General features: G+C 44.4%; 24 protein-coding genes. 5 read left to right on the forward strand and 19 right to left on the reverse strand.

Annotated features, from left to right (window positions below):
* Positions 1–28: 28 nt before the first annotated feature.
* The 6 genes from NYE35_RS17085 to NYE35_RS17110 form a co-directional block, all read right to left on the reverse strand.
* Positions 29–1,699: a spore germination protein gene (locus tag NYE35_RS17085; RefSeq protein WP_036677387.1), complete on the reverse strand. Its 1,671-nt coding sequence runs from the start codon at positions 1,697–1,699 to the stop codon at positions 29–31.
* Between the two features lie 172 nt (positions 1,700–1,871).
* Positions 1,872–4,070, reverse strand: coding sequence for a DEAD/DEAH box helicase (locus tag NYE35_RS17090; protein WP_076223768.1), 2,199 nt, complete (start codon positions 4,068–4,070; stop codon positions 1,872–1,874).
* On the reverse strand, positions 4,067–5,386 hold the full coding sequence (locus NYE35_RS17095) for an ATP-binding protein (RefSeq protein ID WP_036676916.1): 1,320 nt from the start codon (positions 5,384–5,386) through the stop codon (positions 4,067–4,069). Before NYE35_RS17095 ends, NYE35_RS17090 begins: the two co-directional genes overlap by 4 nt.
* A 15-nt stretch (positions 5,387–5,401) precedes the next feature.
* Entirely contained in the window at positions 5,402–6,961 is a 1,560-nt protein-coding gene (locus NYE35_RS17100; protein ID WP_076296604.1) for a TerB N-terminal domain-containing protein, read from the reverse strand.
* Positions 6,962–7,148: 187 nt separating this feature from the next.
* Positions 7,149–8,351 carry an MFS transporter gene (locus NYE35_RS17105; protein ID WP_036677382.1) on the reverse strand — a complete coding sequence of 401 codons (1,203 nt, stop codon included), beginning with the start codon at positions 8,349–8,351 and terminating at the stop codon, positions 7,149–7,151.
* 91 nt (positions 8,352–8,442) lie between these two features.
* Positions 8,443–9,210: a DUF1836 domain-containing protein gene (locus tag NYE35_RS17110; RefSeq protein ID WP_036676915.1), complete on the reverse strand. Its 768-nt coding sequence runs from the start codon at positions 9,208–9,210 to the stop codon at positions 8,443–8,445.
* Between the two features lie 114 nt (positions 9,211–9,324).
* On the opposite strand from NYE35_RS17110, the gene NYE35_RS17115 reads away from it, so the two are divergent.
* The gene (locus tag NYE35_RS17115) at positions 9,325–10,635 is read left to right on the forward strand and encodes a hemolysin family protein (protein ID WP_076296603.1); all 1,311 of its coding nucleotides are present in this window, start codon (positions 9,325–9,327) and stop codon (positions 10,633–10,635) included.
* A 50-nt stretch (positions 10,636–10,685) separates the two neighbouring features.
* On the opposite strand, the gene NYE35_RS17120 is transcribed toward NYE35_RS17115, so the two are convergent.
* Genes NYE35_RS17120 through NYE35_RS17130 form a run of 3 tightly spaced genes read right to left on the reverse strand, consistent with a single transcriptional unit; the run spans position 10,686 to position 12,051 of the window.
* A complete protein-coding gene (locus tag NYE35_RS17120) occupies positions 10,686–11,219 on the reverse strand; it encodes a GNAT family N-acetyltransferase (protein WP_076296602.1) in 534 nt (177 codons plus the stop codon).
* Positions 11,220–11,243: 24 nt separating this feature from the next.
* Positions 11,244–11,672 (reverse strand): GNAT family N-acetyltransferase, encoded by a 429-nt coding sequence (locus NYE35_RS17125; protein WP_076106756.1) that lies wholly within the window; start codon positions 11,670–11,672, stop codon positions 11,244–11,246.
* A 25-nt stretch (positions 11,673–11,697) separates the two neighbouring features.
* Positions 11,698–12,051, reverse strand: coding sequence for a VOC family protein (locus tag NYE35_RS17130; protein ID WP_036677380.1), 354 nt, complete (start codon positions 12,049–12,051; stop codon positions 11,698–11,700).
* Positions 12,052–12,242: 191 nt separating this feature from the next.
* Here NYE35_RS17130 and NYE35_RS17135 point away from each other — a divergent pair, with 191 nt between their 5' ends.
* On the forward strand, positions 12,243–13,559 hold the full coding sequence (locus NYE35_RS17135) for a TrkH family potassium uptake protein (protein ID WP_036677378.1): 1,317 nt from the start codon (positions 12,243–12,245) through the stop codon (positions 13,557–13,559).
* A 57-nt stretch (positions 13,560–13,616) separates the two neighbouring features.
* On the opposite strand, the gene NYE35_RS17140 is transcribed toward NYE35_RS17135, so the two are convergent.
* Positions 13,617–13,892, reverse strand: a complete 276-nt coding sequence (locus NYE35_RS17140) for a hypothetical protein (RefSeq protein ID WP_038571400.1) — start codon at positions 13,890–13,892, stop codon at positions 13,617–13,619.
* 178 nt (positions 13,893–14,070) lie between these two features.
* On the opposite strand from NYE35_RS17140, the gene NYE35_RS17145 reads away from it, so the two are divergent.
* From NYE35_RS17145 to NYE35_RS17155, 3 genes are all read left to right on the forward strand, one after another.
* Positions 14,071–15,303, forward strand: coding sequence for an aminopeptidase (locus NYE35_RS17145; protein WP_038571402.1), 1,233 nt, complete (start codon positions 14,071–14,073; stop codon positions 15,301–15,303).
* 44 nt (positions 15,304–15,347) lie between these two features.
* Positions 15,348–16,577 carry an aminopeptidase gene (locus tag NYE35_RS17150; RefSeq protein ID WP_076143602.1) on the forward strand — a complete coding sequence of 410 codons (1,230 nt, stop codon included), beginning with the start codon at positions 15,348–15,350 and terminating at the stop codon, positions 16,575–16,577.
* Between the two features lie 227 nt (positions 16,578–16,804).
* Positions 16,805–16,987, forward strand: a complete 183-nt coding sequence (locus NYE35_RS17155; RefSeq protein WP_036676895.1) for a hypothetical protein — start codon at positions 16,805–16,807, stop codon at positions 16,985–16,987.
* A gap of 74 nt (positions 16,988–17,061) precedes the next feature.
* On the opposite strand, the gene NYE35_RS17160 is transcribed toward NYE35_RS17155, so the two are convergent.
* The 9 genes from NYE35_RS17160 to pstC form a co-directional block, all read right to left on the reverse strand.
* Positions 17,062–17,754, reverse strand: coding sequence for an AlkZ-related protein (locus NYE35_RS17160; protein ID WP_076296601.1), 693 nt, complete (start codon positions 17,752–17,754; stop codon positions 17,062–17,064).
* Between the two features lie 25 nt (positions 17,755–17,779).
* Positions 17,780–18,352 carry a TetR/AcrR family transcriptional regulator gene (locus NYE35_RS17165; RefSeq protein ID WP_036676889.1) on the reverse strand — a complete coding sequence of 191 codons (573 nt, stop codon included), beginning with the start codon at positions 18,350–18,352 and terminating at the stop codon, positions 17,780–17,782.
* Positions 18,353–19,069, reverse strand: coding sequence for an MBL fold metallo-hydrolase (locus NYE35_RS17170; protein WP_341121766.1), 717 nt, complete (start codon positions 19,067–19,069; stop codon positions 18,353–18,355). It lies immediately after the preceding gene.
* Between the two features lie 98 nt (positions 19,070–19,167).
* Positions 19,168–19,635 carry a DUF6773 family protein gene (locus NYE35_RS17175; RefSeq protein ID WP_076099096.1) on the reverse strand — a complete coding sequence of 156 codons (468 nt, stop codon included), beginning with the start codon at positions 19,633–19,635 and terminating at the stop codon, positions 19,168–19,170.
* 2 nt (positions 19,636–19,637) lie between these two features.
* Positions 19,638–19,841, reverse strand: coding sequence for a helix-turn-helix transcriptional regulator (locus tag NYE35_RS17180; protein ID WP_036676881.1), 204 nt, complete (start codon positions 19,839–19,841; stop codon positions 19,638–19,640).
* A gap of 1,065 nt (positions 19,842–20,906) precedes the next feature.
* Positions 20,907–21,509: a nitroreductase family protein gene (locus tag NYE35_RS17185; RefSeq protein WP_076099095.1), complete on the reverse strand. Its 603-nt coding sequence runs from the start codon at positions 21,507–21,509 to the stop codon at positions 20,907–20,909.
* Positions 21,510–21,660: 151 nt separating this feature from the next.
* Positions 21,661–22,437, reverse strand: coding sequence for a phosphate ABC transporter ATP-binding protein PstB (gene pstB / locus NYE35_RS17190; RefSeq protein ID WP_036687516.1), 777 nt, complete (start codon positions 22,435–22,437; stop codon positions 21,661–21,663).
* 38 nt (positions 22,438–22,475) lie between these two features.
* Positions 22,476–23,372 (reverse strand): phosphate ABC transporter permease PstA, encoded by an 897-nt coding sequence (pstA, locus tag NYE35_RS17195; protein ID WP_036687518.1) that lies wholly within the window; start codon positions 23,370–23,372, stop codon positions 22,476–22,478.
* On the reverse strand, positions 23,369–24,271 hold the full coding sequence (gene pstC / locus NYE35_RS17200; RefSeq protein WP_036687519.1) for a phosphate ABC transporter permease subunit PstC: 903 nt from the start codon (positions 24,269–24,271) through the stop codon (positions 23,369–23,371). Before pstC ends, pstA begins: the two co-directional genes overlap by 4 nt.
* Positions 24,272–24,331: the final 60 nt, after the last annotated feature.

Raw genomic sequence — 24,331 nt, forward strand, 5'->3', positions numbered from 1 at the left:
CCCTCTGCTCCTGCTAAGAATACATTCTCTAGGACCTGCGCTTTTTCTTCTGGGTCTTCAGCATCTCCGGTCTTCGCTTCATGATCGATAACGGTGCACGAACGAACAAATCCTTCCAGTCACTTAACCGGAAAGGGGAAATAGGGGTGACGTAAGGAACTCCAAAGCTTGAAAGCCGAGTCAGATGACTGCAAATAAGCAGGAAGAAAAGGATGGTTCCGAACATGCCCAGGACCGCCGCAAATAACATGCCTGCGAATCGTAAGATCCGGAGAGTAATCCCCGCACTGTACATCGGTATGGAAAACGAAGAGATCGCTGTCACGGCTACAACAATTACCAGAAACGGACTCACAATACCAGCCTGTACCGCGGCATCTCCAATGATCAGACCTCCGACAATCCCCATTGCCGGGCCTATGGGCTTCGGCAGCCGGATTCCAGCTTCACGCAAGATTTCAATGGAAATTTCCAGAATCAACACTTCAATTAATGCAGGAAAGGGTACACCTTGGCGTGTTTCGATAATGGAGATCGCCAGTTGTGTAGGAATCAGTCCCGGATGAAAGGAGATAAAGGAAATATACAGCGCCGGAGCCAACAGAGCCAGAAATGATGCGCAAAACCGGAGTATCCGCAAAAGTGTACCCGGAATCCAGCGCTCATAATAATCCTCAGGAGACTGCAAAAGCATACTGAACGTCACTGGAACAACGAGTGCAAACGGTGTGCCATCCAGCAAAATAGCGACTCTTCCCTCTAACAAGGAAGCAATTACCCGATCGGGTCTTTCCGTATTCTGTGTCTGCTGAAACGGGCTTAAATAATCATCCTCGATCAACTGTTCCACATAGCCGGATTCCAGAATAAAGTCCATATCAATTTTGGAGATACGTTCCTTCACTTCCTGGAGCAGATCAGGATTTACAATGTTTTTCATATAAGCGATAACCAGGTTCTTCTTGATTTCGCTGCCTACTTCAACCATTTTCATTTCCAGATTCTTATTAAGCCCTTGGCGCCGCAGCATAGAGGTATTCTCACTGAGCACCTCGGTAAAGCCAATCCGAGGCCCCCGCAGCAAAGCCTCTGAGGTCGGCTCAGTAATCGAGCGCACTGCTCCATGCGGAGAACCCACCAGCAACATCTCACACATGCCTTCGACAATCAGCGCAGTGTATCCGAATAGGACAAACTCCTGCAGCTGGTCTAAATCCTTGGCTTCACTGAGCTGAGCTAGCGGGAGCATATTCTGTTTCAAGTAGTTGTATATTCCTTCTGAAGCCTGCGTTTCGCCGGCAAACATCAAATTCTGCAGCACCTGCTGATTGATCAGTTCTTCGTGCTGCATCCCCTCTACATAGACTAATGCGGCACGTGCCTGAATACCTTTAACTGAGAATTCACGAAAATGTACATCACTGTTCTCCCCCAATGCCGTTTTTATCGCTGTCAGATCGGCATCATAGTCCTGAGTAAAAGCAGTAGACACAGGAGGCTGCGGATTTACTTCCCGATTGTCATTCTTCTTCAGTTCCGCATCCTGTGATTTGGCCTCTGTTTCCTTAGAGCGTCCGCTTCCAACATAAAAATACAAATGCCTGTAAAGATAAAAAATCCCTACGGGAAAGAGCAGCGTAATCGCCGCCTGCATAAAAATTGTCCAGTCCGGAATATAAGAGACTATTTTAGGCCACATCGCAATCATCCTCTATAGGAATCTGTTAGTACTATTCTCCTTCCACCCTATTCTTATGCAACATTTGAAACTTAAGGAAAGTTCATATATCACCATGGATCCGGACATAACAAAACGCCCGCTTATGCGGGCGTCTGCAATTTAGAGTATTTTCGGTGTTTACTGCTCAAGGTTAATTAGGTTGCTGCCACTGCTTTAAAACTTCAATCAGACCCGGGACATCTAATCCATCCAAGGAAAAAGCTTTGCGCAGCAGCTCATGCGGGATGAACTCATCGTATTTTCCGAGGTAGGGCGCTTCATCTGGTGATAACAATGATAATGGATCTGTGGCAGCCATACTTTCGGCAATGATCTCTGCTTCCAGCGTTTCTGCATCAGTTTTACCCGCAACAACCATATAATAAGGTTCCATCGGAACGATAGAACGCAGTCCCAGAGGGCTCTTCAGATTGTTCTTCAGAAGGCGCTCCAGCGTGCGGAATTGTCGACTGCCCGCCCAGGGCAGAATGAACATAGAATCTCCACCCGCCGGCATAACGGATCGCACAAGCATTCCGCTTTCCTTCGCTAAACGACGAGCTCGTTCGAGCCGCGCAGCCGCACTCGGAGCTAAATACGGATACAATGAAGTGGCTCCTAAGATTTCACGGATCTTGTTCATGATGCGTGTATGTACATCCCCACCCGCACCAAGCCACAACGTATCTACTTTGCCGCGTGAGGTTTTCACATAAACGGCTTTATGGCGATTATCCACCTCTTCTACCTTCCAAAGCTTACCTGCTAGAGTAAAACAGTAGCCTGGTGGTGGAACCGTTGTGATCGATCCGATTTCCTCAGTTCCGTTATAGACCACATGCTCTTCATCATCTTTGAAGACCGCGTAGAAGCGGAAGTTATTCACGATCTTCTCTCCCGCCATCCCGATGATCAAGCTGCCTTCGTCCATCTTCTCAATTTGTCCCATGCCTAACATATAGGTCATGAAAATATCATAATCAGTAGGATCTATGGTTTTAAACGAAGGCAAACTCAGAACCGCTTCTTTTAAATCATCCGGTTCGGCCTCACCCATACTTTTCAAAATGCTCATCGTCTGATGGTATAGCAGTCCAACTGGCAGCTGACGCACGACCAGGGGTTCAACCCATTTCTCGCGCACATATAGCTCAATAACCGCTATCGCTCGAAGCAGTGTCCACGGCATCCGCGCCGGAAGCTGAGCTTCCTCGTCCTCTTCCTCGGGCGTGACAAAGATCATCTCGGATGCATCGTCTCCACGCCTGCCCGAGCGGCCTAACCGCTGCACAAAGCTAGCACAGCTATAGGGAGCGCCGACCTGTAGCACTCGCTCCAGCTCGCCCAGATCAATGCCCAGCTCCAGCGTCAACGTCGCTGCGGCAACAGCCGGTCCGGTGCCTTGCCGCAGCGCGGCTTCCGTCTCTTCACGCAGCATCGCGGAGATGCTGCCGTGGTGAACGTGAAACACATCCCGTTCACCACGCTTCGCGGCCGTTCTCCGCATCTCTAGGGTCGCCGTCTCCGCATCTGAGCGGCTGTTGGTGAAGATCAACGCCTTCTTCAGATGCGTATGATCATAAATAAAATCGTAATAAGACTGCTTCGCACGTTCTAAATGCTCCGCCTGCACCTCATCCCGTGCATCCGGGAAAGAGAAATGCTCCACACTTAACCTGAGCTTACGCCCGCCTTGTGGAGCGGACACTTCAACGCTCTCCCGTGTGCCTGCCGCTAGCCACTCCGTGACAGAAGCGTAGTCGCTCAGCGTAGCAGATAGACCGATTCTGCGAGGATGGCATCCCGCCATTCGTGAAATTCTCGCCAGCTGGCTTAACACCTGGATCCCCCGGTCAGCTCCCATAAAGGCATGCACCTCGTCAATGACAATAAAACGTAGATCATGGAACAACGCTGGAATAGCATTCGGGCGGTTCATCAACAATCCTTCAAGCGATTCAGGGGTGATTTGCAGCACGCCTGAAGGATTCTGCACCAGTTTTGTTTTATCAGCTTGTGGTACATCTCCATGCCAGTGCCACACCGGAATGTTGCCTTCGCGAAGCAAATCATTCAAACGTGTAAATTGATCGTTGATCAAAGCTTTCAAAGGGGCGATATACAAAATGCCAACCGAACCGGAAGGACGTTCATACAGCTCAGTAAGCGCAGGGAAAAAAGCTGCCTCTGTCTTACCTGAAGCGGTACCTGAGGCAATCAGCAGATGATGCGGGGTATCAAAAAGCACACGGCAGGCATCCACCTGTGCCTCACGCAAAGTCTCCCAGCGGTTCTTATAAATAAACTCTTTAATGAAGGGTGCCAGCCTATAGAACGGATTATCACTCATAATTCAAACTCCGCTAAGAACCCATCCAGTTCATTTTGCTCGGTCTCAGCTGGCTTAGCTGTTTTTTCGCCCACTAGCTGTTCAAAAGTAATCTCCGGATGCTGGTGGAGCGTATGCAGCAGATCCATGAAATCACGAACTACCTCCCGTGGAGTCAAGAGTTCCTCAGCCCCTAATCTTCCAACCGCTTCCTCCATAAAATGAACCAATTGTTCCTGTGATAAACGCGCTTCATAACCATAATGTAGGGCGTGAATCCCTTTAAGCTTTTGCAGCAGTACCAGAATTTCCTCGTGTGATAACATGTCCAGTGCAATGATAGGTCCAGTATAATTGTTCAGACCCGCCGCCCCGTACCGGCCTGCAACCAATCTCGATCGCAGTGCCTCATAACTAAATAATCCGCGCCGTCCATCTTCCACAAATTGCGGTGTTCCCCCTATAAAAATCCCAAGGTTCTCTGCCTTCCCCTGCATCGTATCATTGAACATGGTAAGCAGCTTTTCATAGTTGCTCTGGCGGGAAATACTGTTCGTAATTTTATAGAGATTGACACCTTCATCAATAAACAGCAGCAGACCTTTATAGCCAATAGCCGCGGTAAATTCCGCCCAAAGCTTCATATAGTCATACCAATTATCATCATCAATAATCACGCCAACTCCAAGCGCTTTGCGGGCTTCTGTCCGAGTTGCAAATTCTCCACGCAACCAGCGAAGCGAATCCTGTTTCTGGTCATCATCAGCCAGCTTGTGTGCATTCCAATAAGAGGCGAGTACTTTGGCAAAATCAAAACCATGCACCAAACCACGCATTTCAGAGGCTACAGCGTAAATTCGCTTCTCTACTTCTTCACCAAGCTGAGGGTGATCAGGTCCATATTCCTTCTCCTGCATCACGGACTGCTGTAGCGTAATAATCCATTTCTGCAGGATGATCTCCAACGCTCCACCATCTGGACGTGTGCGGGTCGATAAATGGCTCATTAACTCCCGGTAAGTCGCTAGGCCTTGTCCTTTGGTTCCCACTAATCTGCGCTCAGGGGAGAGGTCAGCATCTGCTACTACAAAATCACGATCCATCGCGTAATTACGGATCATCTGAAGCAGAAAGCTTTTGCCGCTGCCGAATTTGCCTGTAATCAGCTTAAAAGCTGCCCCACCCTCTGCAATGTTCTCCATATCTCTTAATATGGCTTCAATCTCCGGCCGGCGGCCAACGGCTATATGCTCTAGTCCGATACGCGGAACAACACCAGCCGTCAACGAATTGACTAGCGCAGTTGTCATTCGTTTAGGTATTTTTAATTCACTCATCCAAAGTTCACCTCATTAAATATTGCGCAGCATAGAGATATATTCCTCAACAATATCTTCACCCTCAATGATCAGATCACCGAGAATATCCATTGCGATTTCATTAATCTCATCAATTAAAAGCTCTGACATCGTGCCATTGGCAGCAGCCAGCTTCAGCATAGATTGACTTCCATCCTCATCCAAAAGAGCAAACAGTGCTTCCCGTTGTAGTGGACTTAAAGCATTGGCAAACTGTTCTGCCTCCGACCCTATGTTAACCACTTGAGCTTCTTCCATCACATCTACAGGCAACAATTCTTCCTTGCTGTCTTTTATTGGACCGATTTCATCGATAGTTACATCGATCTCGCTATCCTCGTAATCTTCCTGCTCGTCCATATTCTCAACCGTAAGCATCGTCCGTACAATTTCAGAATCACTTTGCAGGCGTTCTAGCTTCTCCGGATCTATGACGACTGCCGGCCCCTTGTCTTCCTGCGTCTCTTTAAGGTACTCACGCTTTAGAAAACGAGTGATCAAATCGTCCATATCGGCATCCACATTAACACCTTTAAGTCGTCCGCGGTAGCCCATCAGTTCCCGTAGTTTATTCTCAGTCAGACGAAATAGCCTGGTAATCAGACTGCGAAGTGGTGGAGATTTACTAATACGTACAACCGGTATAAGAACAGAATAGCCATATAATGAAATGTCATATACGGCACTTCGGAATAAATAACGCTCCCGCATCACCGCTGGTCCAGGTGGAAACATTTCAACTAGATTGGAGCCGTGTTTTCGGGTGACATAAGCATTGATTAACGCCACGACCTGCGGAATGTATTGTTCAAGAGCTTCTTTGCCTTCTCCGATGTAGAACTTGGATTTACTAATATCATAGTCCGACATTGCCGTTAATACTGCAAAGGTTAGTTGCTCAGGCGCTGCGGTCAAGCCTCTCATTAATTCAAGTTCCGCCAGATCTCCTGCAAGACCACGTGAACGAGCCACAATGATAGAAAGCGGGACATCCAAGTGATGTACAAAAGAGAAGTCCGCGATCCAGCCGCCAAGATATTGATCCAAGCGTTTATAACTTTCCCGGTAAGCTTCCCACATCTGATTTAGCTGCCTATAGCCATCATAAGGATCAGTCCACCCCACGCCATTAATAAGCTCATATACATGCAGAAAAATATAAGAAAGATCTGTTTTCAGATATCTGCCTTGTCTAACTTCATTCCGCCAATAAAAATACCATCTGCTTTGCGTGCCTGTCATATGGCCATATGTAGGCCAGTAACTCTTAAAAGGAACAAATAGCGCTGAATCCTCAGTTTTATCAACCAATTCCTTCGCTCTTGTTACGAACTGCCCTTCGGTGGTAGTCACAGGCTCCGGCGTTTCCATCTCTGTATCCCAAAGCTGCAGCTGTAATGAAGGTTCAGGGGTGGAATTTGTTTTGCCATTATTCTTAGAAGATGACTTAGGCAGCGCAGGTTCAGGGGAATTTCGCGGCGGAATCGGTACATTTTGTTCCGTACTTTCCCAGACTAATTCTGTGAAATGCGGCTGCTTCCTATCATTACTCATGTGCGATCGCTCCGTCCTTATAAATAAGGATTAATGTAAAAAAACGGTCCTGTTCACAACTGTGAAGGAACCGTTTTGTTCTTACGTAATAGTAGTGGTCGTCCATACAGGACGACAACATCGTTTCTTCTTGATATTTTAGCACTGTTGATAGATTAACATCAAGTATGTAATGCAGAATCACACTTTAGAGAAGCTCGGTACCCTTTGTTTCTTTGCCAAGGAACAATACCGCTAATGCACCGATAATAATTGTTACAAAAAATAACATAAAGATCGAGCCAATCGCCATAGATTTACCTACTAGAACCCCTACCAGCAAAGGTGCGATAATGCCCCCAATCCGGCCAAAGGACGTTGCTAAACCAGCACCTGTGGAACGAATAGCCGTTGGGTACAGCTCTGGCGTATAAGCGTACATGCCACCCCAAGCGCCAAGATTGAAGAAGGATAAACAAATTCCGGCAGCCATCAGCATACCTTCAGTAGTCGCATTTCCGAACCATGCAGCGCTAACCGCAGTGAACAGCATATAGATGACTAGGACAAATTTACGTCCGAACTTTTCAATAAAGTAAGCGGCAGTAAAATACCCAGGCAGCTGAGCGAGCGTCATAATAAGCACATACTCGAAGCTTTTGACCAAGCTGAAGCCTTTAAGTACCATAACTGTAGGCAGCCATAGAAACATGCCATAATACGAGAACACCACCGTAAACCATAAAATCCACAACATAATTGTAGAACGGCGATATTCTGGCGACCATACGGTAGCGATTCGTTTCTTTAAGGAAACGGGTGCCTTTTTAATCTCAGCAAATTTCGGTGAATCATCAATCGCCCGTCTTAGATATAAAGCGTAGAGTGCAGGTACAGCCCCAATTCCGAAAGCTATACGCCAGCCATAATCAGGGATAATGAAGAACGCGATTAATGCAGATGCAATCCAACCGACTGCCCAAAAGCTCTCCAAAAGCACAACCGCACGGCCTCTCTCCTGAGCAGGCATGCTCTCTGAGACCAAGGTAGAAGCGACAGGCAGCTCTCCGCCAAGGCCAAACCCAGCAATAAAACGAAGCACACAGAGGATCGCAAAGCCTGTTGCAAATGCAGATAATCCGCTTGCCGCCGAGAAAATAAGGAGTGTCCACAGCAATACCGGTTTACGACCAAAGCGGTCTGCTAATATTCCTGCCGCTGCAGCACCTACTGCCATACCGACGGAATTAATACTAGTCAATATACCGATCTGCTCCGGTCCCAGATTCCAATCCTTAGCTAAAGCTGCTACAACAAAAGAAATCATTCCGACGTCCATCGCATCGAACATCCAGCTCAAGCCAGCGCTGAAGAGTAATTTCCTTTGTTTCGGATTCCGCAGCAGTGTCATTTGATTCACTTCGAAGCCCCCTTATTTCAACCTGCTAACTAATAAAACTTACTTTTGATTGTTTCACTTATACATTTTAAAATTGAAGTGCTCAAAAATCAAGAAATAAAGCAGCATTAAAGTATTGCCTAGCCAGCGATTGAAAATAACAGGTCTGCACAGAAATTGTGGCGATAAGCAGCATATTACGAACGGATTCTCTCTGCGCTCTCGACAAATGTGTCAGCCGGTTAATTACACGATCTATAGAGCTTTTTAACGAGGTATCTTCTTTCCAAGAGAACTCCTTGTGCAACACTTGATCTACTTTACATTGCGTCTGAATCGATGGATTGCTTTTGATCTCCTCAAAAAGCCCTGCATATGCGTAATACAGCTTGGCCGGTTCAATTAGATCATCATCATCGCGATCCGGCTTTAGGAACATTAGCTGGAACAATTGGCGAATACTTTCAAAGTTAAGGGCTGATTTGAGATCATCAATAATAAACAAAAGCGCCGCCTGATTAACCGAATATTTCTTTCCTTCTTTAGGCGAACCGAGATATTCCTTGAAGTCGCGCTTGACCCAATTTTGCATAGCTGTGACGGTCAATGTGGAATACTCTATAAGATGGCCCAATGAAGCAATTTCACCAAGTGAAAAGCCTTTTACATGGCCGCCTTTAATGATCTTTTGTAATATGGGTGGAACATTGGTTGATAAAAAAGCGGGTAACGAAGTCCCCTTTTGTAATTCTTCACGGTGAAACTTTGCCCATGCCTCTTGGAGGATATTCAGCGGTTTCCGGTCTGACAATCCGGTCAATGAGAGCAGTAGACTGGACATCTCCACACGAGTCAATGCAAATGATTCCATATCTGTTTCCCTCCACCATTTGATATTTTACTGAAAAGTTCGTAGAATAGTTCATAAGAACTCATAATAATGAGTATAACCTATTTTAGGAACGAAAGGGATGGTAAAGATTATATGGGTATAGGACTTAGTTTGACGTTGGTGGTTATTTTGATTATTTTAACCGCTTTTTTTGTAGCAACAGAATTTGCATTGGTGAGACTTAGAGGTAGCCAGATCAGTCAAATGGTGCTTGACGGAAAGAAGAATGCCTTAGCAGTACAGAAGGTATCCGCTAATCTCGATGGCTATTTATCCGCTTGTCAGCTCGGGATTACAATCACTGCGCTGGGTATTGGTGCACTGGCAGAACCTGCATTCGAACAGTTATTGCTTCCGATTTTCGACTGGGCCAATATCAGTTCTAGTGTGAGTCACCCTCTTGCGTTTTTACTCGCATTCATCATTGCAACATTCTTACACGTTGTTGTCGGAGAACTTGCTCCGAAGACGGCAGCTATAAACATTCCGGAAAAAATCGGTCAAATTACTTCACCGCTGATTATTTGGTTCTACAGAATTTTGTACCCTCTCATTTGGTTCATGAACGGTTCCGCTAATATGCTTGTTCGTCTTTTCGGGATGAAACCAGCTAGTGAGCATGGAGACGCGCATAGTGAAGATGAGATTCGTTTGATCTTGTCCGAGAGTTACGAAAGCGGGAAAATCAATAAAGCCGAATATGGCTATGTTAACCGAATCTTTACTTTTGATGAGATGCTCGCCAAAGAAATCATGGTTCCGCGAACCGATATGGTATGTCTTTTTACCAATCATTCGTTGAAAGAAAATTTCGAAATTATCCGCAAGGAGCAATATACTCGTTTCCCTGTGGCACAAGGCAGCAAGGATAATATTATCGGGATGATCAATACAAAACAGCTCTATTTGCAGTATGATAACAATCCTGATTTTGATTTCCAAAGTTTGATTCAACCCGTCCTGACAGTATCTGAGGTTACACCAGTCAAGAATCTTCTAACTCGTATGCAGTTGGAACGTGTGCATATTGCCTTGCTGCTTGATGAATATGGTGGAACATCCGGTCTCATCACGATTGAAGATATTTTGGAAGAAATCGTTGGTGAAATCCGTGACGAGTTTGACGGTGATGAACGCAGAGAAGTCGAAAAAATAAGCGATACTAACTATCTGTTCGATGGTAAAGTATCTCTGTTAGAGGTCAAGGAACTTACAGGGCTTGATTTCGAAGATGAAGAAGTGACTACAGTTGGAGGTTGGGTATATAGTCATATTACAGATCCAGCCATTGGCAAAAGTATTGTTCGTGACCATGTAACATTGACCATCCGCGAGATGAACAGATACCGTGTCCGCAAGGTTGAAGTTGTTATCGAACAATCAAGCAACACTGAATCATCATAAATTACGAAATCATAACCTTTATTCATAAAAAAAAGGATAGAGTCATCAGATTAAATCTGATCCTCTATCCTTTTTTCTTTTGGGAGAATTTTGCTCATATAATATTCGTCCACCCACTCACCATCGATAATAAGAGATTTCCGCTTCGTCCCTTCGATTTCAAACCCGTTCTTGATATATAGCGCCAAAGCAGCTTGATTATGGGTCATGACGGATAACTCAAGACGAACAATCCCATTGTTCATAGCCCAGATGTCCATCTCACGGAACAGGCCAGCTCCAATCCCATTCCCCTGATATTGTTTCTGAATCCCAATCACTATGTACGCGCTATGTCTATTGCGTCTAACACTTCCACCTCTAACAGACAAGTAACCTGCCAAATGATTGTCAACCTCTGCCCCTATAAGAATTGAAGTTTTCCCTGCCAGAAAGCTTTCGAGCATTTCTTTGACCTGACAAAGACTAGCTTGTCTTTCATCCGGTTCCAATAACATAAATTTGGACTCCTGGTCTAACTGATGCTGAAGTCGAAGCAATTCACCTGCATCCTCCGGCACCAGCTCTCTAAGTGTGACCATCATATCATCACTTCCAATCGTAAATAACTATAAATACTTCTTGAACAACTTGCTGGAGCTGCCATCATAACCTAGATGCTCGTAAAAACGATGCGCTTCTTCTCTCTTTGCAGCACTTGATAACATAATCTTAAGGGCTCCCTTGAAGATTGCTACATTCTCGGCATGTCTCATTAGCATTGCGCCATACCCTTTTCCTCGTACTTTTTCAGCCACAATAACTCTTTCTATAACAGCAAAGGGCCTATCGTCACACAAAGCATCCATACAAAAATGAAGATGTAACGACCCGACAATTATTCCTTGTTCTTCGTACACATAAAGAAAACTATCCGGATGATCTGCTATCTGCTTCAGTCGCTCAGGGGATACATGAATAGCTGGATGCTCAGGTAGCAAAATCCGGTATAGTTCTTCAATATTGATAGCGTCTTTGGGCACAGCTTCTCTTATCATTCGTCTACTCCCTTCTATATAACGCTTAACAACGACAGACCATAATCACATTTCCATCGGGATCTTTAAAATTAAACCAATGATCATGTTCGATATCCGTCAGAATCTCTCCTCCGTTGGCCTTTACATAATCATAAGCAGCATCAATGTCCTCGGTGTTTAGATGAAACGAAGGGATGTTTAGAACAGATTCAGCGGTGTAAATCTTACTGTCCAAAACGATGCCCGGTCCCTGCATAGGGACTACATATAAATGGCCGAATAATACCTCTCCATCTAGTGGCAGTCCAAGCAATTGGCAATACCATTGTTTAGATTTCTCAATATCCTTTACCGGAATAAAAACAGCACCAATCTGATTCAGAATCGGACTTATCATCATTAAGAAAGCCTCCTCTTTAAAGTTGACGGATAGGGTGTTATTCTAGAATAATTCGATAAAATATGTCAATTACCTCCCTCCATTTAGGGAAGGGCTGGTAAGTTGTGTTATAATTCTGTGAGCATTACTCCAATATCACGTACGTCAGGAGAATTACATTGGCTAACCTGAACTTCGGTGGTTTTAAAATGACCCCGCCCAAAGTTTTATCACTAGGATTCTTAATCCTTATCACTGCCGGGACTTTTCTGCTTAGTCTCCCGGTCTCCTCAACATCCGGACAAATATCCTTTATCGATGCCTTGTTTATGGCGACTTCAGCCACATGTGTTACAGGTCTTGCAGTCATTGATACGGGAACTCAGCTAACTACCTTCGGACAAGTTGTTCTACTCATTTTATTTCAAATCGGAGGATTAGGCTTTGTAACGATGGCTACTTTGATTACCTTGGTCCTTAATAAACGGATATCCTTGAAAGAGCGAATCCTTTTGCAAGAATCTATGAACCAAAATTCGATGCAGGGAATTGTACTCTTAATCCGTAGAGTCCTGATCTATTCTCTTGTTATTCAGCTGTCGGGTGCCGTGTTGTTTGCTGGAAGGTTTATGATGGATATGCCCTTTGGGAAAGCAGCATATTATGGGATTTTTCATAGTATATCTATCTTTAATAATGCAGGCTTTGATCTCTTCGGTGATATTCATGGACCCTTTAGCGGACTTACTCGTTTTGTAAATGATCCCATTGTTAACTTCACCTCAATGAGCCTCATATTTCTTGGAGGGATTGGTTTTATCGTTCTGTCTGATCTTATGGACTTTCCTAAACGCAGAAGACTCACTCTTCATTCAAAGGTTGTTCTTTGGACTTCTCTTATATTGATTATTATTGGTGCGGGGCTGTTTTTCTTACTGGAGTATAATTCTACGCTGAAGCCCTTGAGTGCAAGCGGAAAGTTTTGGGCGACCTTTTTACAAGCGGTAACTCCGCGATCTGGTGGTGTCACCACCATTGAAGTTCCACTTTTACGGCAATCCACACAATTTCTGATGATTCTATTGATGTTTATCGGAGCTGCACCTGGGTCGACGGGTGGAGGAATTAAGATCACTACATTCGCCGTACTGGTTACTGCGGTAGCTGCACGATTACGGGGGAAAGAAGATATTGTAATGTTTCGCCACCGGATCGCTAAAGAAAATGTATATAGAGCCCTTACCATCACATTAATGTCTCTCATGCTGCTTGTCATCGCTACGATGTTATTATCCTTGACCGAGAGCGCTGAATTTCTAACTGTACTTTTTGAAGCTGTATCTGCTTTTGGAACCTCAGGCTTATCTATGGGCCTTACTCCGGAACTGACTACGGCAGGAAAGGTTCTAGTGATTATCCTGATGTTTATGGGCCGGACCGGACCACTTACACTTGCTTATGCTTTGAAACCAAAAGGTAGTAAAGAACTGTATCGTTACCCAGAAGGTAAGATAACGATTGGATAGTCATGATATGGCCAGCGGCTACCAGATAATGCCGCTGGCGTCATATCAATAATAGTATTATTCTTCCACGATTTCTTGTTGATCAAGTGCCGCATCCAGCAACTGATTGTACACATCATCGTCATTCTCCAGCAATGCATCCGTTTCTAAGAACTGTTCCTCGCTCCCAGGCTCACCCGCAAAGCTTAGACTGTAATCCCATTCCGTTCCTCTTGTACTGAAGAAAGTAATTTCATATGGAGCCTTATGATTTTCGAGAGTGAATACAGTCCTCCCTACATAACTTTTATCTTCTTTACGGCTCATTTCAGCACTTACGATCTCTAAATTCATCCACTTATCTTCCTTCCTATCATCAAATCAGCTACCCTTTCAGTATATCATTGAAATGATTGTAATTCCTTCTCTTTGCTCTGTAAATTCCACGTAATTGACTTTTTTCATCCGGCGGTTAATAATTTAGTACAATGCTTGTAAAGTACTAAACTATTAGTAAATGGAGGAAATTACAATGACTGATTTTCAGGCTAAGCTTAGTAAATATGCAGATTTAGCTGTACAAATAGGTGTTAATGTTCAACCCGGGCAAATTCTAGTGGTGAATGCACCGATTCTTGCCGCTGATTTCGTACGTCTAATTACCGCTAAGGCATATGCCATCGGAGCAAGTTTAGTTAAGGTGAACTGGAGTGATGCGAGCATTACACGCCAACAGTTTGAACACGCTGCGCCAGAGGTATTCACTCAGCCTCCTACTTGGTACGCAGGTGAAATGACTGAATTCGCCGAAAAAGGTGCGGCTATCCTTAACGTGATCGCTGAAGATCCTGATGCACTTAAAGGTATTGATCCAGTACGTATCTCCAATTTTCAAAAAGTACGTGGAGCTGCCCTCACCAAATATCGTGAAATGCAAATGTCCGACAAAGTTAGCTGGAGTATTGTAGCTGTTCCTTGTCAAGCTTGGGCGGATAAAGTGTTCCCTGAGGTTCCAGCCGAAGAACGTGTAGATAAACTCTGGGAAGCCATTTTCCACACCGTGCGTCTTGACCGTGAAGATCCAGTAGCTGCATGGCAGGAGCATCTCGACACCTTAGAACAAAAAGCAAATGTACTCAATGCAAAAAAATATAAAAAGCTGCATTACATAGCACCTGGCACTGACCTTAGCATCGAGCTTCCTGAAGGCCATATCTGGGCACAAGGAGACAGCATTAATGCAAAAGGTCATTCTTTTGTAGCCAATATGCCTACCGAAGAAGTCTTCACTGCACCACTAAAAACTGGTGTTAATGGCACTGTAAGAAGCACAAAGCCACTTAGTCATGGCGGCAACATCATCGATGGCTTCTCTATTAGCTTTGAGAACGGCCGTATTGTAAGTGTTACTGCTGAGCAAGGTCAAGAAGCGCTAGAGCACCTCATTAGTATGGATGAAGGAGCGAAATACTTAGGGGAAGTTGCCTTGGTTCCTCATAAATCCCCTATTTCTGAATCCAACATTCTTTATTACAACACATTGTTTGACGAAAATGCTTCTAATCACCTTGCTATAGGTATGGCTTATGCCTTCTGTTTAGAAGGCGGTAAAGACATGAATCCAGAGCAGTTAATTGAGCATGGCCTCAACAATAGTGTAACCCATGTGGATTTCATGATCGGGTCAGCTGAGATGAACATTTACGGGATAACTGCTGATGGAACTGAAGAACCTGTCTTCCTGAATGGAAACTGGGCGTTCTAATTTAAGCACACAAGAGATACAGGATATTGGGAGGAATAGAAACTATGTTGGATTTCAAGCAAAAGCTGGAGAATTACGCATTGCTGGCCGTGAAGATTGGCGTTAATATTCAACCGGGTCAGACACTCGTTGTGAATGCAGATATTGTATCCGCAGAGCTTGTGCGACTTGTGGTTCGTAAAGCCTATGAAGCCGGCGCGAGACTTGTAAAGGTGAATTATAGTGATGAAGTTGTATTACGTACACGATATGATCTTGCTCCATCCGATTCCTTCCTGGAGCCGCCGCAGTGGCAAGCCGATGAATTAGAGGATCTTGCTAAAAAGGGAGCGGCATTTCTAACCATTATCTCTGCTGACCCGGATCTTTTAAAAGGCGTTGAACCTGGAAGAATTGCCGATAATCAGCGTATCTCTGGGCAGACCCTAGCGCCATATCGTGAGTACTTAATGGGAAATCATGCGAGCTGGAGCGGTCTTGCCTTCCCATCAGCCTCTTGGGCTGCAAAAGTGTTCCCTGACGCTCCATCCGAGCAGCAGGTTGAACTGTTATGGGATGCCATCTTTAAAGCCACACGTGCGGATCAGGACGATCCTATTGAAGCATGGAGCCGCCATTTAGATGGACTCAAAACTCGTTGCTCTTCCTTGAATGAAAGTAAGTTTCGCAAGCTGCACTATACAGCACCTGGTACAGATTTAACTATTGAGTTGCCGGAAGGACACATCTGGTGTCAGGCTGGAGCTGTGAACGGTAAGGGCGTCCCTTTCTTAGCCAATATTCCTACGGAAGAAGTGTTTACTGCCCCTTTGAAGTCTGGTATTAATGGTAAAGTGAGCAGCACTAAGCCACTTAGCTACGGCGGCAATCTAATCAATAACTTCACGCTGACCTTTGAGAACGGTAAAGTGATTGATTTTACTGCTGAAGAAGGCGCTGAAACTTTAGCATCACTAATCGCGCTGGATGAAGGCTCTTCCTATCTTGGCGAAGTTGCTTTGGTACCTTTCCACTCTCCGATTTCTGAGAGCGGTATTCTTTATTACACTACGTTGTATGATGAGAATGCCTCCTGTCATTTGGCTTTAGGTGCAGCTTATGCCTTCACAATTCAAGAAGGAATTACGATGACTAAGGAACAGCTGTTGGAAAAAGGAATGAATCAAAGCCATACCCATGTTGACTTTATGATGGGCTCTCCTGAAATGAATATTGACGGAATTAACGATGATGGAACAACAGTACCTATCTTCCGTAATGGGGATTGGGCTTAAGGCTTAAACAACACCCGTTAGATCCTAGATAGAACCAACTTCAAACAACCCGCTTAGCTCTCTAATTAGAGAGTAAGCGGGTTGTTTTTGTTTTAACAACAACATTTCTGGTGGTAAAATGCCCAAATTTGAATAATTGTTCAATATTTGTTCACACTATTGTTGATTTCCGTTCACAAATATGTCACAATACAATTAAGGATTGAATTTCCAAGGAGGGGATTATCATGTTGAGAGACCCAGTATCCAAAGAAGTTGACAGCATCGAAGAAGAACAGCTAGAAATTCAACCACCGGTAGATTCAAGAATTGTTGCATCTAATGCTATTAAATACACTGCCTATGTTATGCTGCTTTTTGGATTCTTGTATTTCCTGATTGCTTACTTGGCGCCTATGTTGGAACCTTAATGTGATGGATATAACTTTATTGGAAAACGCTTACGGTTAATCACTCTCTATGGAGTAGTGATTAACCGTTTTTATTAATTCCATGAGAATGCTTTGTTTGTCCAAGCTATTGCTGTAGGCGACCATACCCCGTTCATCTTCGATTGTATCCAAGCTATGGCCTCTTCTCTATCCCCTTCAAAAGCGGATAAACCGTTATCTGACATCCAGTGACTGACCGTCTCGAACGAGGTACTGCTCCAACCATTTACTTCACCTTCATCATTCAGACGTTGCTGGATGCCTGAGATCACCATATCTAAAGATCCTTGCAGCTCAGTAACCGCGTTATCGAAGGCTGTTTTCTTTTCTTTTGCCTTCATATCAGCCTCTGCCCGAAGTTTACGTGTATCAATACCTTCATGTTCACGAACAATCTGCAGCAAGGTCACAGCTTCTTTACTAGCCAACCCATCCTTATACCGCTCTTCAATAGATTTGGTACTGCCTGCTGCTGCTACAAATGCCGGGAACCACTCCCTTGAGACCAAAATAGCCTTTTTCTTGATAAACTTTCCGTATCCTGCAAGGCCCTCACCTGGAAACTGCGCACGCCATGACCACGGATCTAAATCTGTTCCAGTATGCCAATTCTCGGGCTTAGTTAAGCCGTTTAAAGACGGGTGCCCGGGGATGAGCGCAGCAAGCGGTAAAATCCCCAATTTCGCAATAACCTCTGCTGTTTCCCCATAAGTGGTGACACTACCTTGTTCATATTCCTGACCCATTTGTTCATCATCTCCTAGATCTAATTTAATCAGATTTCATATTTCCAATTCCGGTTATAAAAGTGCTAATCAAGCGGGTTAGACTCTCGTTAGTATCGAGCGCCATACCGAATCCACCCTTTTGCTCCAATGAGGCGAATCCATGCAGGATACTCCGTAATCCCCTTACGGCATGAAGTTCTCCTTCTTCGCCTAATTGATAACTCTTCATCACCTGAATTATAAACTGCAAAATATGCTCACCAGCCGCTTCAAGCTCCGTGTTCTCCTGCTCAGGCGCTCGTAGTGTAGTCTCATACAGACCTGGTCTACTCCTAGCAAAATCCACATATGCCCGGCCCATCGCGTGTACAGCAGCATCTCCATTTAATCCTTCAGCTGCGTTCGACATGCTTGTAAATAATAACTCTAATCCGTAAATGGCGAGCCCAGTCCGCAAATCCTGCAGTCCATTTATATGGTTGTATAATGACGGGGAACGAACACCTAGTTTACCTGCTAATGCAGCCAAGGTAACGGCCTCTATACCTTCATCATCGGCAATTTCTGCTGCTCTAATCACTAGTGTGTGACGATCTAATCCTGCTCTAGGTGACATTTAATTACTCCTATCCTGAATCATTTGTGCCTTACGTATGGCTTTCTCCATCTCCTGCTTTGGCGCTTTCAGTAAGTTGCCGTGACCAACAGCAAGTAAAGCTGGAGATAACTCTAGAAGCTTAATCGCACTATTCAGAGCTTGAGCTTTATTCCATGTAGCCATTGCTGGAAAAGGAAACAGGGGGATGATGGTTCCAGCCACCGCAGTTCCCCGGAAGGTCTGAAGAGCATCCCCAACGATTACAGCACCGCTGCGTGAATCAAGGAAAGACATAGAGCCGGGGGTATGTCCTGGAGTGTGAATCGCTGTTAATGATCCAATGGTATCCCCTTCGTGGAGAAGGACATCTGGTTTTGTAGCTATCTTCTTCGGCACGCCTCCCTTAATAGGGGTCTGAGGTTCTCCTTCCCGAAGTGAACGATCTCCACGTAGTAATGCCGAATCTCGCTCAGAGATGTACACCTGAGCCTCTGGACGTTGCTTTTTTAGTCCATCCAGTGCCCCAATATGATCATCATGCGCATGCGTTAAGATTATGCGTGTAAGCTTCTTATTTAGCTTCACTTCAGTATCCATAATTCCTTTTAGACTAAATGGCATAGCGGCATCTATTAAAGTCAATCCATCCTTTTCCTCAATAATGTAACAATTCACTGGAAAAAAATTTGGCATCCAAGTCAACTGCAATAAATGACCCTCACGTGTTACTCTCATCCTTACCCCTCCGATAAACTAATGATATTAGCTTAAATATAAACTAATGATATTAGTTTTGCAAGAGATTGTTATCTTTAATCTTTAATCTTTAATATTTAACTCTCAATGTTCTTGTCAGCATTTTTGTTGGATTTATTAATTATGTACCACATCGCCCAAGTGATCCCTATGAAAAAAACAACCGCCCCCACGAGAGTACTCGATATATTTTTTCTAATATCCACTTCTCCCGCTTCTCTAAAATCAAGCAAAAATGTTAGCGTGGCCCAAATAATCGTGCTGATAACACCCGATATTAAATGAATCTTCTTAAACCGTCTGAGTTCTCCTTCCTTACTCGGCAGCAGGTATATCCCATCTTTGACACAACAAACGGTAACATACAAGCAACCTAACAGCATAATCCCAAAAGTATCTACCCAATATTTGATGTCCCATTCCAGGATAAATACTTTTACCAAAAGGCTGATCATAAATCCCACTAACACAATCAATAATCCGTGCGTACTAAACTTCTGAATTTCTGTGATAATTCGTTCGTCTTTAATCTTTGGCCCTTTCACAACTAATCCTCCCAAAAAATATCGTTTAATGACGTATCTAACGCCTTGCAGATGGCTATGCACAGCTTAATCGTCGGGTTATAGTTACCAGCTTCAATCAGGCCGATCGTCTGCCGTGTAACCCCTACAACTTCCGCTAACTGTTCTTGGGAAAGATTCTTTTGGATCCTTGCCAGCTTTAACTTGATGTTTTTGTTCTCTCCCACTCCATAACCTCCCTTTAATGTTTGTGATGCATTCCATTTTCCACCATTGTAATCTATATCGGTCATTATGTACATTATATATTACATTTGTTTATTGGGATCAACATTTCACTTTAGGATCGACGTGTCATGTTAGGATCCAGACTTCATTTTCCATTCCCTCTCCGTCAGGAAATACTTTCTCCCCACCGTTGGATCAAATGGTGAAGAGTGATTGTAACTGAGTCCATAGCCAGTCAGCTGCGATGCCTAACTCGCCGCCTTGGCTAGTATGTAAGTACACTTTTGCCAATAGTTCGGACTCAGATGACCTTATAATGCAAATTCGAGTGTTTTCTGCGGGTTATCGGACTCAATTGCAGCTATTTACTCAAAACCACACCAATTCTGCGCCTTTACAAGGTAATAAGAGCTATGGGGTCCGATACTTCTACAAAATGACTCAAAAAGCTCAAATAGCTGCAATACAGTCCGCAACATGAGGTTCTTTAGTTAGTTTAGGTTAGTTTGGGGTTAGTTCGCTTATTCGCCGTTGCATCGGACTGAGGAGTCCTTATTTCGTATATTTGCAGCTAATTGACGTGCTATCGGACCCAGTTGCAGCTATTTACTCAAAACCACACCAATTCTGCACAGTTACATGGTTATAAGAGCTATGTGGTCCGATACTTCTGCAAAATGACTCCAAAAGCTCAAATAGTTGCAATACGGTCCGATGCGGAGATCAGTAGGAAACCCGCAGGAGGTTAGTAGGAGGTCAGTAGGATATCACTAGGGAGCGCGTAGGAGGTCTGTATGAAGCCCGCTGGAGGTCAGCAAAGATCACTAGGAAGTAAGTAGAAGGTTGAGCCACATTAGCAGAGGAACCAGCAGCGAAACGTGATCAGCACCTAGCACCCAGTAGCCCTCCCCCTACTATCGCTAGTCAAAGTAACAAAAAAAAGCATCCCTAAGGATACTTTTGATCTTTCGATGCTTATGATCTTTCGATCTTTTTGATATTTCGACGCTTTTTCGATGTTTATGATCTTTCCGCTTTTAATATACGAATGCCTTCGACTTTCCTTATTCCACTACGCCATTCTCTGGATAGAAGTCTACGATCTTCAGCAGCTCCGAAGCGTCTGTGCGTGGACGGCTGTCAGGTACAGTTTCCGGATATCCGGCATGGATCATGGCTACAATTTTTTCGCCGGGCTTCACACCAATTTTAGTGCGGAATTCAGGGTTGTTGATGTATGGATCTGTCTTCCAAATCGTTCCTACACCTTGTTCCCAAGCTGCGAGCTGGAAGTTCTGTACTAGTGCGGACGCTGCTGCAAAATCCTCGTCCCACTCTCTTTGCCGAGGATCTTCAGGCATCACTACGATTACTGTTAATGGAATATTCGAGATATATTCTTTACGTTTAGCAGCCACTTCTGGATCAGCTATAGCACGTTTTACAAAAGCAAATGCAGATTCAGCTAGGAATTTCGAACCTTCCCCTTGAAAAGCAATAAATCTCCACGGCTCACGCACACCATGATTCGGTGCCCATACCGCTACATTTAATAATTCCTCTAAAAGGCCTTGTGGAAGTGGATCTTTTTTAAAAAGCTTAATCGAGCGTCGTTCTTTTATAATTTCGGCCACACTATTCTGTTGAGTCTGTTGAGATTGCGTCATAAGATCCACTCCCTAATATAGTAATAATGATAATCATTATCACGAATGATACAGCATCTTTCTGCCTTTTGCAAATAATAGGCAACCATTCGAATCACAACTCTTGAATTCACAAAAAAACACCGTTCCCGAAAGAACGATGTTCACAGCTTCAGCCGAATCGGCCCATGATATATTCTTGCGTCATTTGATTCTCTGGATTGGTAAAGACTTTATCCGTCTTATCATATTCGACAAGGGAGCCTAGATAAAAGTATGCGGTATAATCAGAGATCCGAGCTGCCTGCTGCATATTATGTGTCACAATAACGATGCGAAGCTCTTCTTTCAACTCCTTGATAAGCTCCTCCACTTTACCTGTGGAGACCGGGTCTAGAGCTGATGCTGGTTCGTCCAAGAGCAGAATTTGCGGGTTAACCGACAACGCTCTAGCAATACAAAGGCGCTGCTGTTGTCCACCGGAAAGTGCAAGTGCTGAATCTTTTAAACGATCCTTTACCTCATCCCACAATGCTGCTTTGCGAAGACTGCTCTCAACAATCTCATCAAGAGCCTTTTTGCCTTTAATGCCGTGATACTTAGGTCCAAAAGCGATGTTATCGTAAATCGATTTATAGAACGGATTTGGCTTTTGCCATACCATCCCGATCTTCTGACGCAGCTTAATCACATCCGTACCCGGAGCATTAATATCCACTCCATCAATCCAGATGCTTCCTTTTGTTTTTGAGCCAGAAATTTCGTCATTCATCCGGTTCAAAGAACGAAGAAAGGTTGATTTACCGCAGCCGGATGGGCCGATCAGTGCAGTAACCGTATTTTCAGCAAATGGAAGGCTTATCCCCTTTACTGCCTCATATGTTCCGTAAAAAATACTCAGGTCTTCGGTTTGAAAAGATTCACGCACTGCTGTTGCCGACGTTCCCATCGATTACTCCTCCTACATCTCTACTTTAATTTGTATGATTAGTTCATTCTTTTTGAAGCTGTAAGCTTACGATAAATAAATCTTCCGAAATAACGTGCTGCCAGATTGAAGATTAACACCATAATTACAAGCACCGCCGAAGCTCCCGCAGCAATCTGTGCAGCATCTGGAGCTAGACCTTCACTGTTGACCTTCCAAATGTGGACAGCCAGCGTTTCCGCTGGACGGAAGGGATTCAGTGGCGAATTCGCACTAAGTGGATTCCAGTTGGTGAAATCCAATCTAGGGCTACTCATTCCTGCTGTGAACATCAACGCAGCTGCTTCCCCAAAGACACGGCCAGCGGACAAGATAGTACCTGTAATAATTGTAGGTAATGCTACCGGAAACAACACCGAGGTAACAATTTTCCACTTGGATAATCCTAGTGCAAAACCGGCCTCTTTTTGTTGTTTTGGAACACTACGAAAAGCTTGCTCCGTAATCCGCACCATCAGTGGTAGATTAAAGACCGTCAATGCCAATGCACCGGAGATTAAGGAGAAGCCTAGATTGAAATAGTTAACAATCAGCAATAGACCAAACAAGCCGACTACGATGGAAGGGAAAGATGACAATACTTCAACAATCAAGCGAATAAAGCCGGTAATCTTACCGGGACGAGCATATTCCGCCATATAAATACCGGCACCCAGTCCAAGCGGAACTGTAATAATAAGTGTCAGTACTAACAGGAATAAGGAGTTAAATAGCTGTGGTCCGATCCCTCCACCTGCACGAATCTTTTGCGGTGCGGAGAAAAGAAAATCCCAACTGATATGGCTTAAGCCTCTAAAGAGGATATATCCCAAAAGTCCAAGTAGAATGGCAACGATGAGCATCGCGAAAAATACAATAAGACTGGTGGCAATTTTATTTACGGTTCTCGGCTTCAAATTTTATTTCTCCTTTCAAGCATTCTCACAAAGAAGACAAATACGAAAGTCATCAGCATGAGAACCAGTGCCATACTCCACAGTGCATTATTGTGAGGTGAGCCCATGGTCGTGTTCCCCATACCGAGTGTGATCACACTGGTCAAGGTAGAAGCTGACTCAAAGAGTGATTTTGGTACGAATGGCGCGTTCCCGATAACCATTTGTACAGCGAGTGCTTCACCGAAAGCACGAGCCATTCCCAATACAATCCCTGTCATTATGGCAGGAAAGGTTGTTGGAATAATCACCCGCGAAATCGTCTGCCACCGGGTGGCACCAAGCGCATAGGAAGATTCTTTTAAGTTTTGCGGCAATGAAGCCAGCGCGTCTGCAGCCACGCTTGTAATCGTCGGAAGAATCATTACCGAGAGCACAAGCGCGCCTGCAGCTACCCCGATGCCTTGGCCCGGCAGGTTGTTGCGTAAAAACGGTACAATTACACTTAATCCGATGAAACCATATACTACCGAAGGAATCCCTGCCAAAAGCTCAATAACAGGTTGAAGTAATTTTTTGCCCCACCCTGGAACAATCTCAGTCATAAATAACGCAGCGCATAAGCTAAGTGGACTAGCAATCAATGCGGCAAGCAAAGTAACCAGGAAGGACCCCGAGATAAATGGAAAAGCTCCGAAGGAAGGCGTATCCGCTTCTGGCGACCACTTTGTACCGAATAGAAATTCAGAAACTGTAGCATTGCCACTTGTGAAGGTTGAAATTCCTTTAGACGCTACAAAATATACCATCGATACAATGATTGTTATCAACAGTAATACACAGAAGGACATATAAGTACGTCCAACAAAATCTTCAATATGATGTTTTTCGAATCGTGAGTTCTTTAGTTTCACCCTCAATTGCTCCCTCTTTCTAAAGTGAAAAGAGAGGCAGATGTATCCGCCTCTAATCACTTGAGA

It is taken from the genome of Paenibacillus sp. FSL L8-0494 (genome assembly GCF_038003695.1).
Taxonomy (GTDB): Bacteria; Bacillota; Bacilli; order Paenibacillales; family Paenibacillaceae; genus Paenibacillus_AQ; species Paenibacillus_AQ odorifer.

Bases quoted from the DNA above. Each gene is read 5' to 3' on its own strand.
- NYE35_RS17090 (WP_076223768.1), bottom strand. From the start codon at position 4,070: ATGAGTGATAATCCGTTCTATAGGCTGGCACCCTTCATTAAAGAGTTT.
- NYE35_RS17095 (WP_036676916.1), bottom strand. From the start codon at position 5,386: ATGAGTGAATTAAAAATACCTAAACGAATGACAACTGCGCTAGTCAAT.
- NYE35_RS17125 (WP_076106756.1), bottom strand. From the start codon at position 11,672: ATGATAAGAGAAGCTGTGCCCAAAGACGCTATCAATATTGAAGAACTA.
- NYE35_RS17160 (WP_076296601.1), bottom strand. From the start codon at position 17,754: ATGGGTCAGGAATATGAACAAGGTAGTGTCACCACTTATGGGGAAACA.
- NYE35_RS17135 (WP_036677378.1), top strand. From the start codon at position 12,243: ATGACCCCGCCCAAAGTTTTATCACTAGGATTCTTAATCCTTATCACT.
- NYE35_RS17155 (WP_036676895.1), top strand. From the start codon at position 16,805: ATGTTGAGAGACCCAGTATCCAAAGAAGTTGACAGCATCGAAGAAGAA.
- NYE35_RS17140 (WP_038571400.1), bottom strand. From the start codon at position 13,892: ATGAATTTAGAGATCGTAAGTGCTGAAATGAGCCGTAAAGAAGATAAA.
- NYE35_RS17105 (WP_036677382.1), bottom strand. From the start codon at position 8,351: ATGACACTGCTGCGGAATCCGAAACAAAGGAAATTACTCTTCAGCGCT.
- NYE35_RS17115 (WP_076296603.1), top strand. From the start codon at position 9,325: ATGGGTATAGGACTTAGTTTGACGTTGGTGGTTATTTTGATTATTTTA.
- NYE35_RS17185 (WP_076099095.1), bottom strand. From the start codon at position 21,509: ATGACGCAATCTCAACAGACTCAACAGAATAGTGTGGCCGAAATTATA.
- NYE35_RS17150 (WP_076143602.1), top strand. From the start codon at position 15,348: ATGTTGGATTTCAAGCAAAAGCTGGAGAATTACGCATTGCTGGCCGTG.
- NYE35_RS17085 (WP_036677387.1), bottom strand. From the start codon at position 1,699: ATGTGGCCTAAAATAGTCTCTTATATTCCGGACTGGACAATTTTTATG.
- NYE35_RS17100 (WP_076296604.1), bottom strand. From the start codon at position 6,961: ATGAGTAATGATAGGAAGCAGCCGCATTTCACAGAATTAGTCTGGGAA.
- NYE35_RS17170 (WP_341121766.1), bottom strand. From the start codon at position 19,069: ATGAGAGTAACACGTGAGGGTCATTTATTGCAGTTGACTTGGATGCCA.
- pstB (WP_036687516.1), bottom strand. From the start codon at position 22,437: ATGGGAACGTCGGCAACAGCAGTGCGTGAATCTTTTCAAACCGAAGAC.
- NYE35_RS17110 (WP_036676915.1), bottom strand. From the start codon at position 9,210: ATGGAATCATTTGCATTGACTCGTGTGGAGATGTCCAGTCTACTGCTC.
- NYE35_RS17145 (WP_038571402.1), top strand. From the start codon at position 14,071: ATGACTGATTTTCAGGCTAAGCTTAGTAAATATGCAGATTTAGCTGTA.
- NYE35_RS17130 (WP_036677380.1), bottom strand. From the start codon at position 12,051: ATGATAAGTCCGATTCTGAATCAGATTGGTGCTGTTTTTATTCCGGTA.
- NYE35_RS17120 (WP_076296602.1), bottom strand. From the start codon at position 11,219: ATGATGGTCACACTTAGAGAGCTGGTGCCGGAGGATGCAGGTGAATTG.
- NYE35_RS17165 (WP_036676889.1), bottom strand. From the start codon at position 18,352: ATGTCACCTAGAGCAGGATTAGATCGTCACACACTAGTGATTAGAGCA.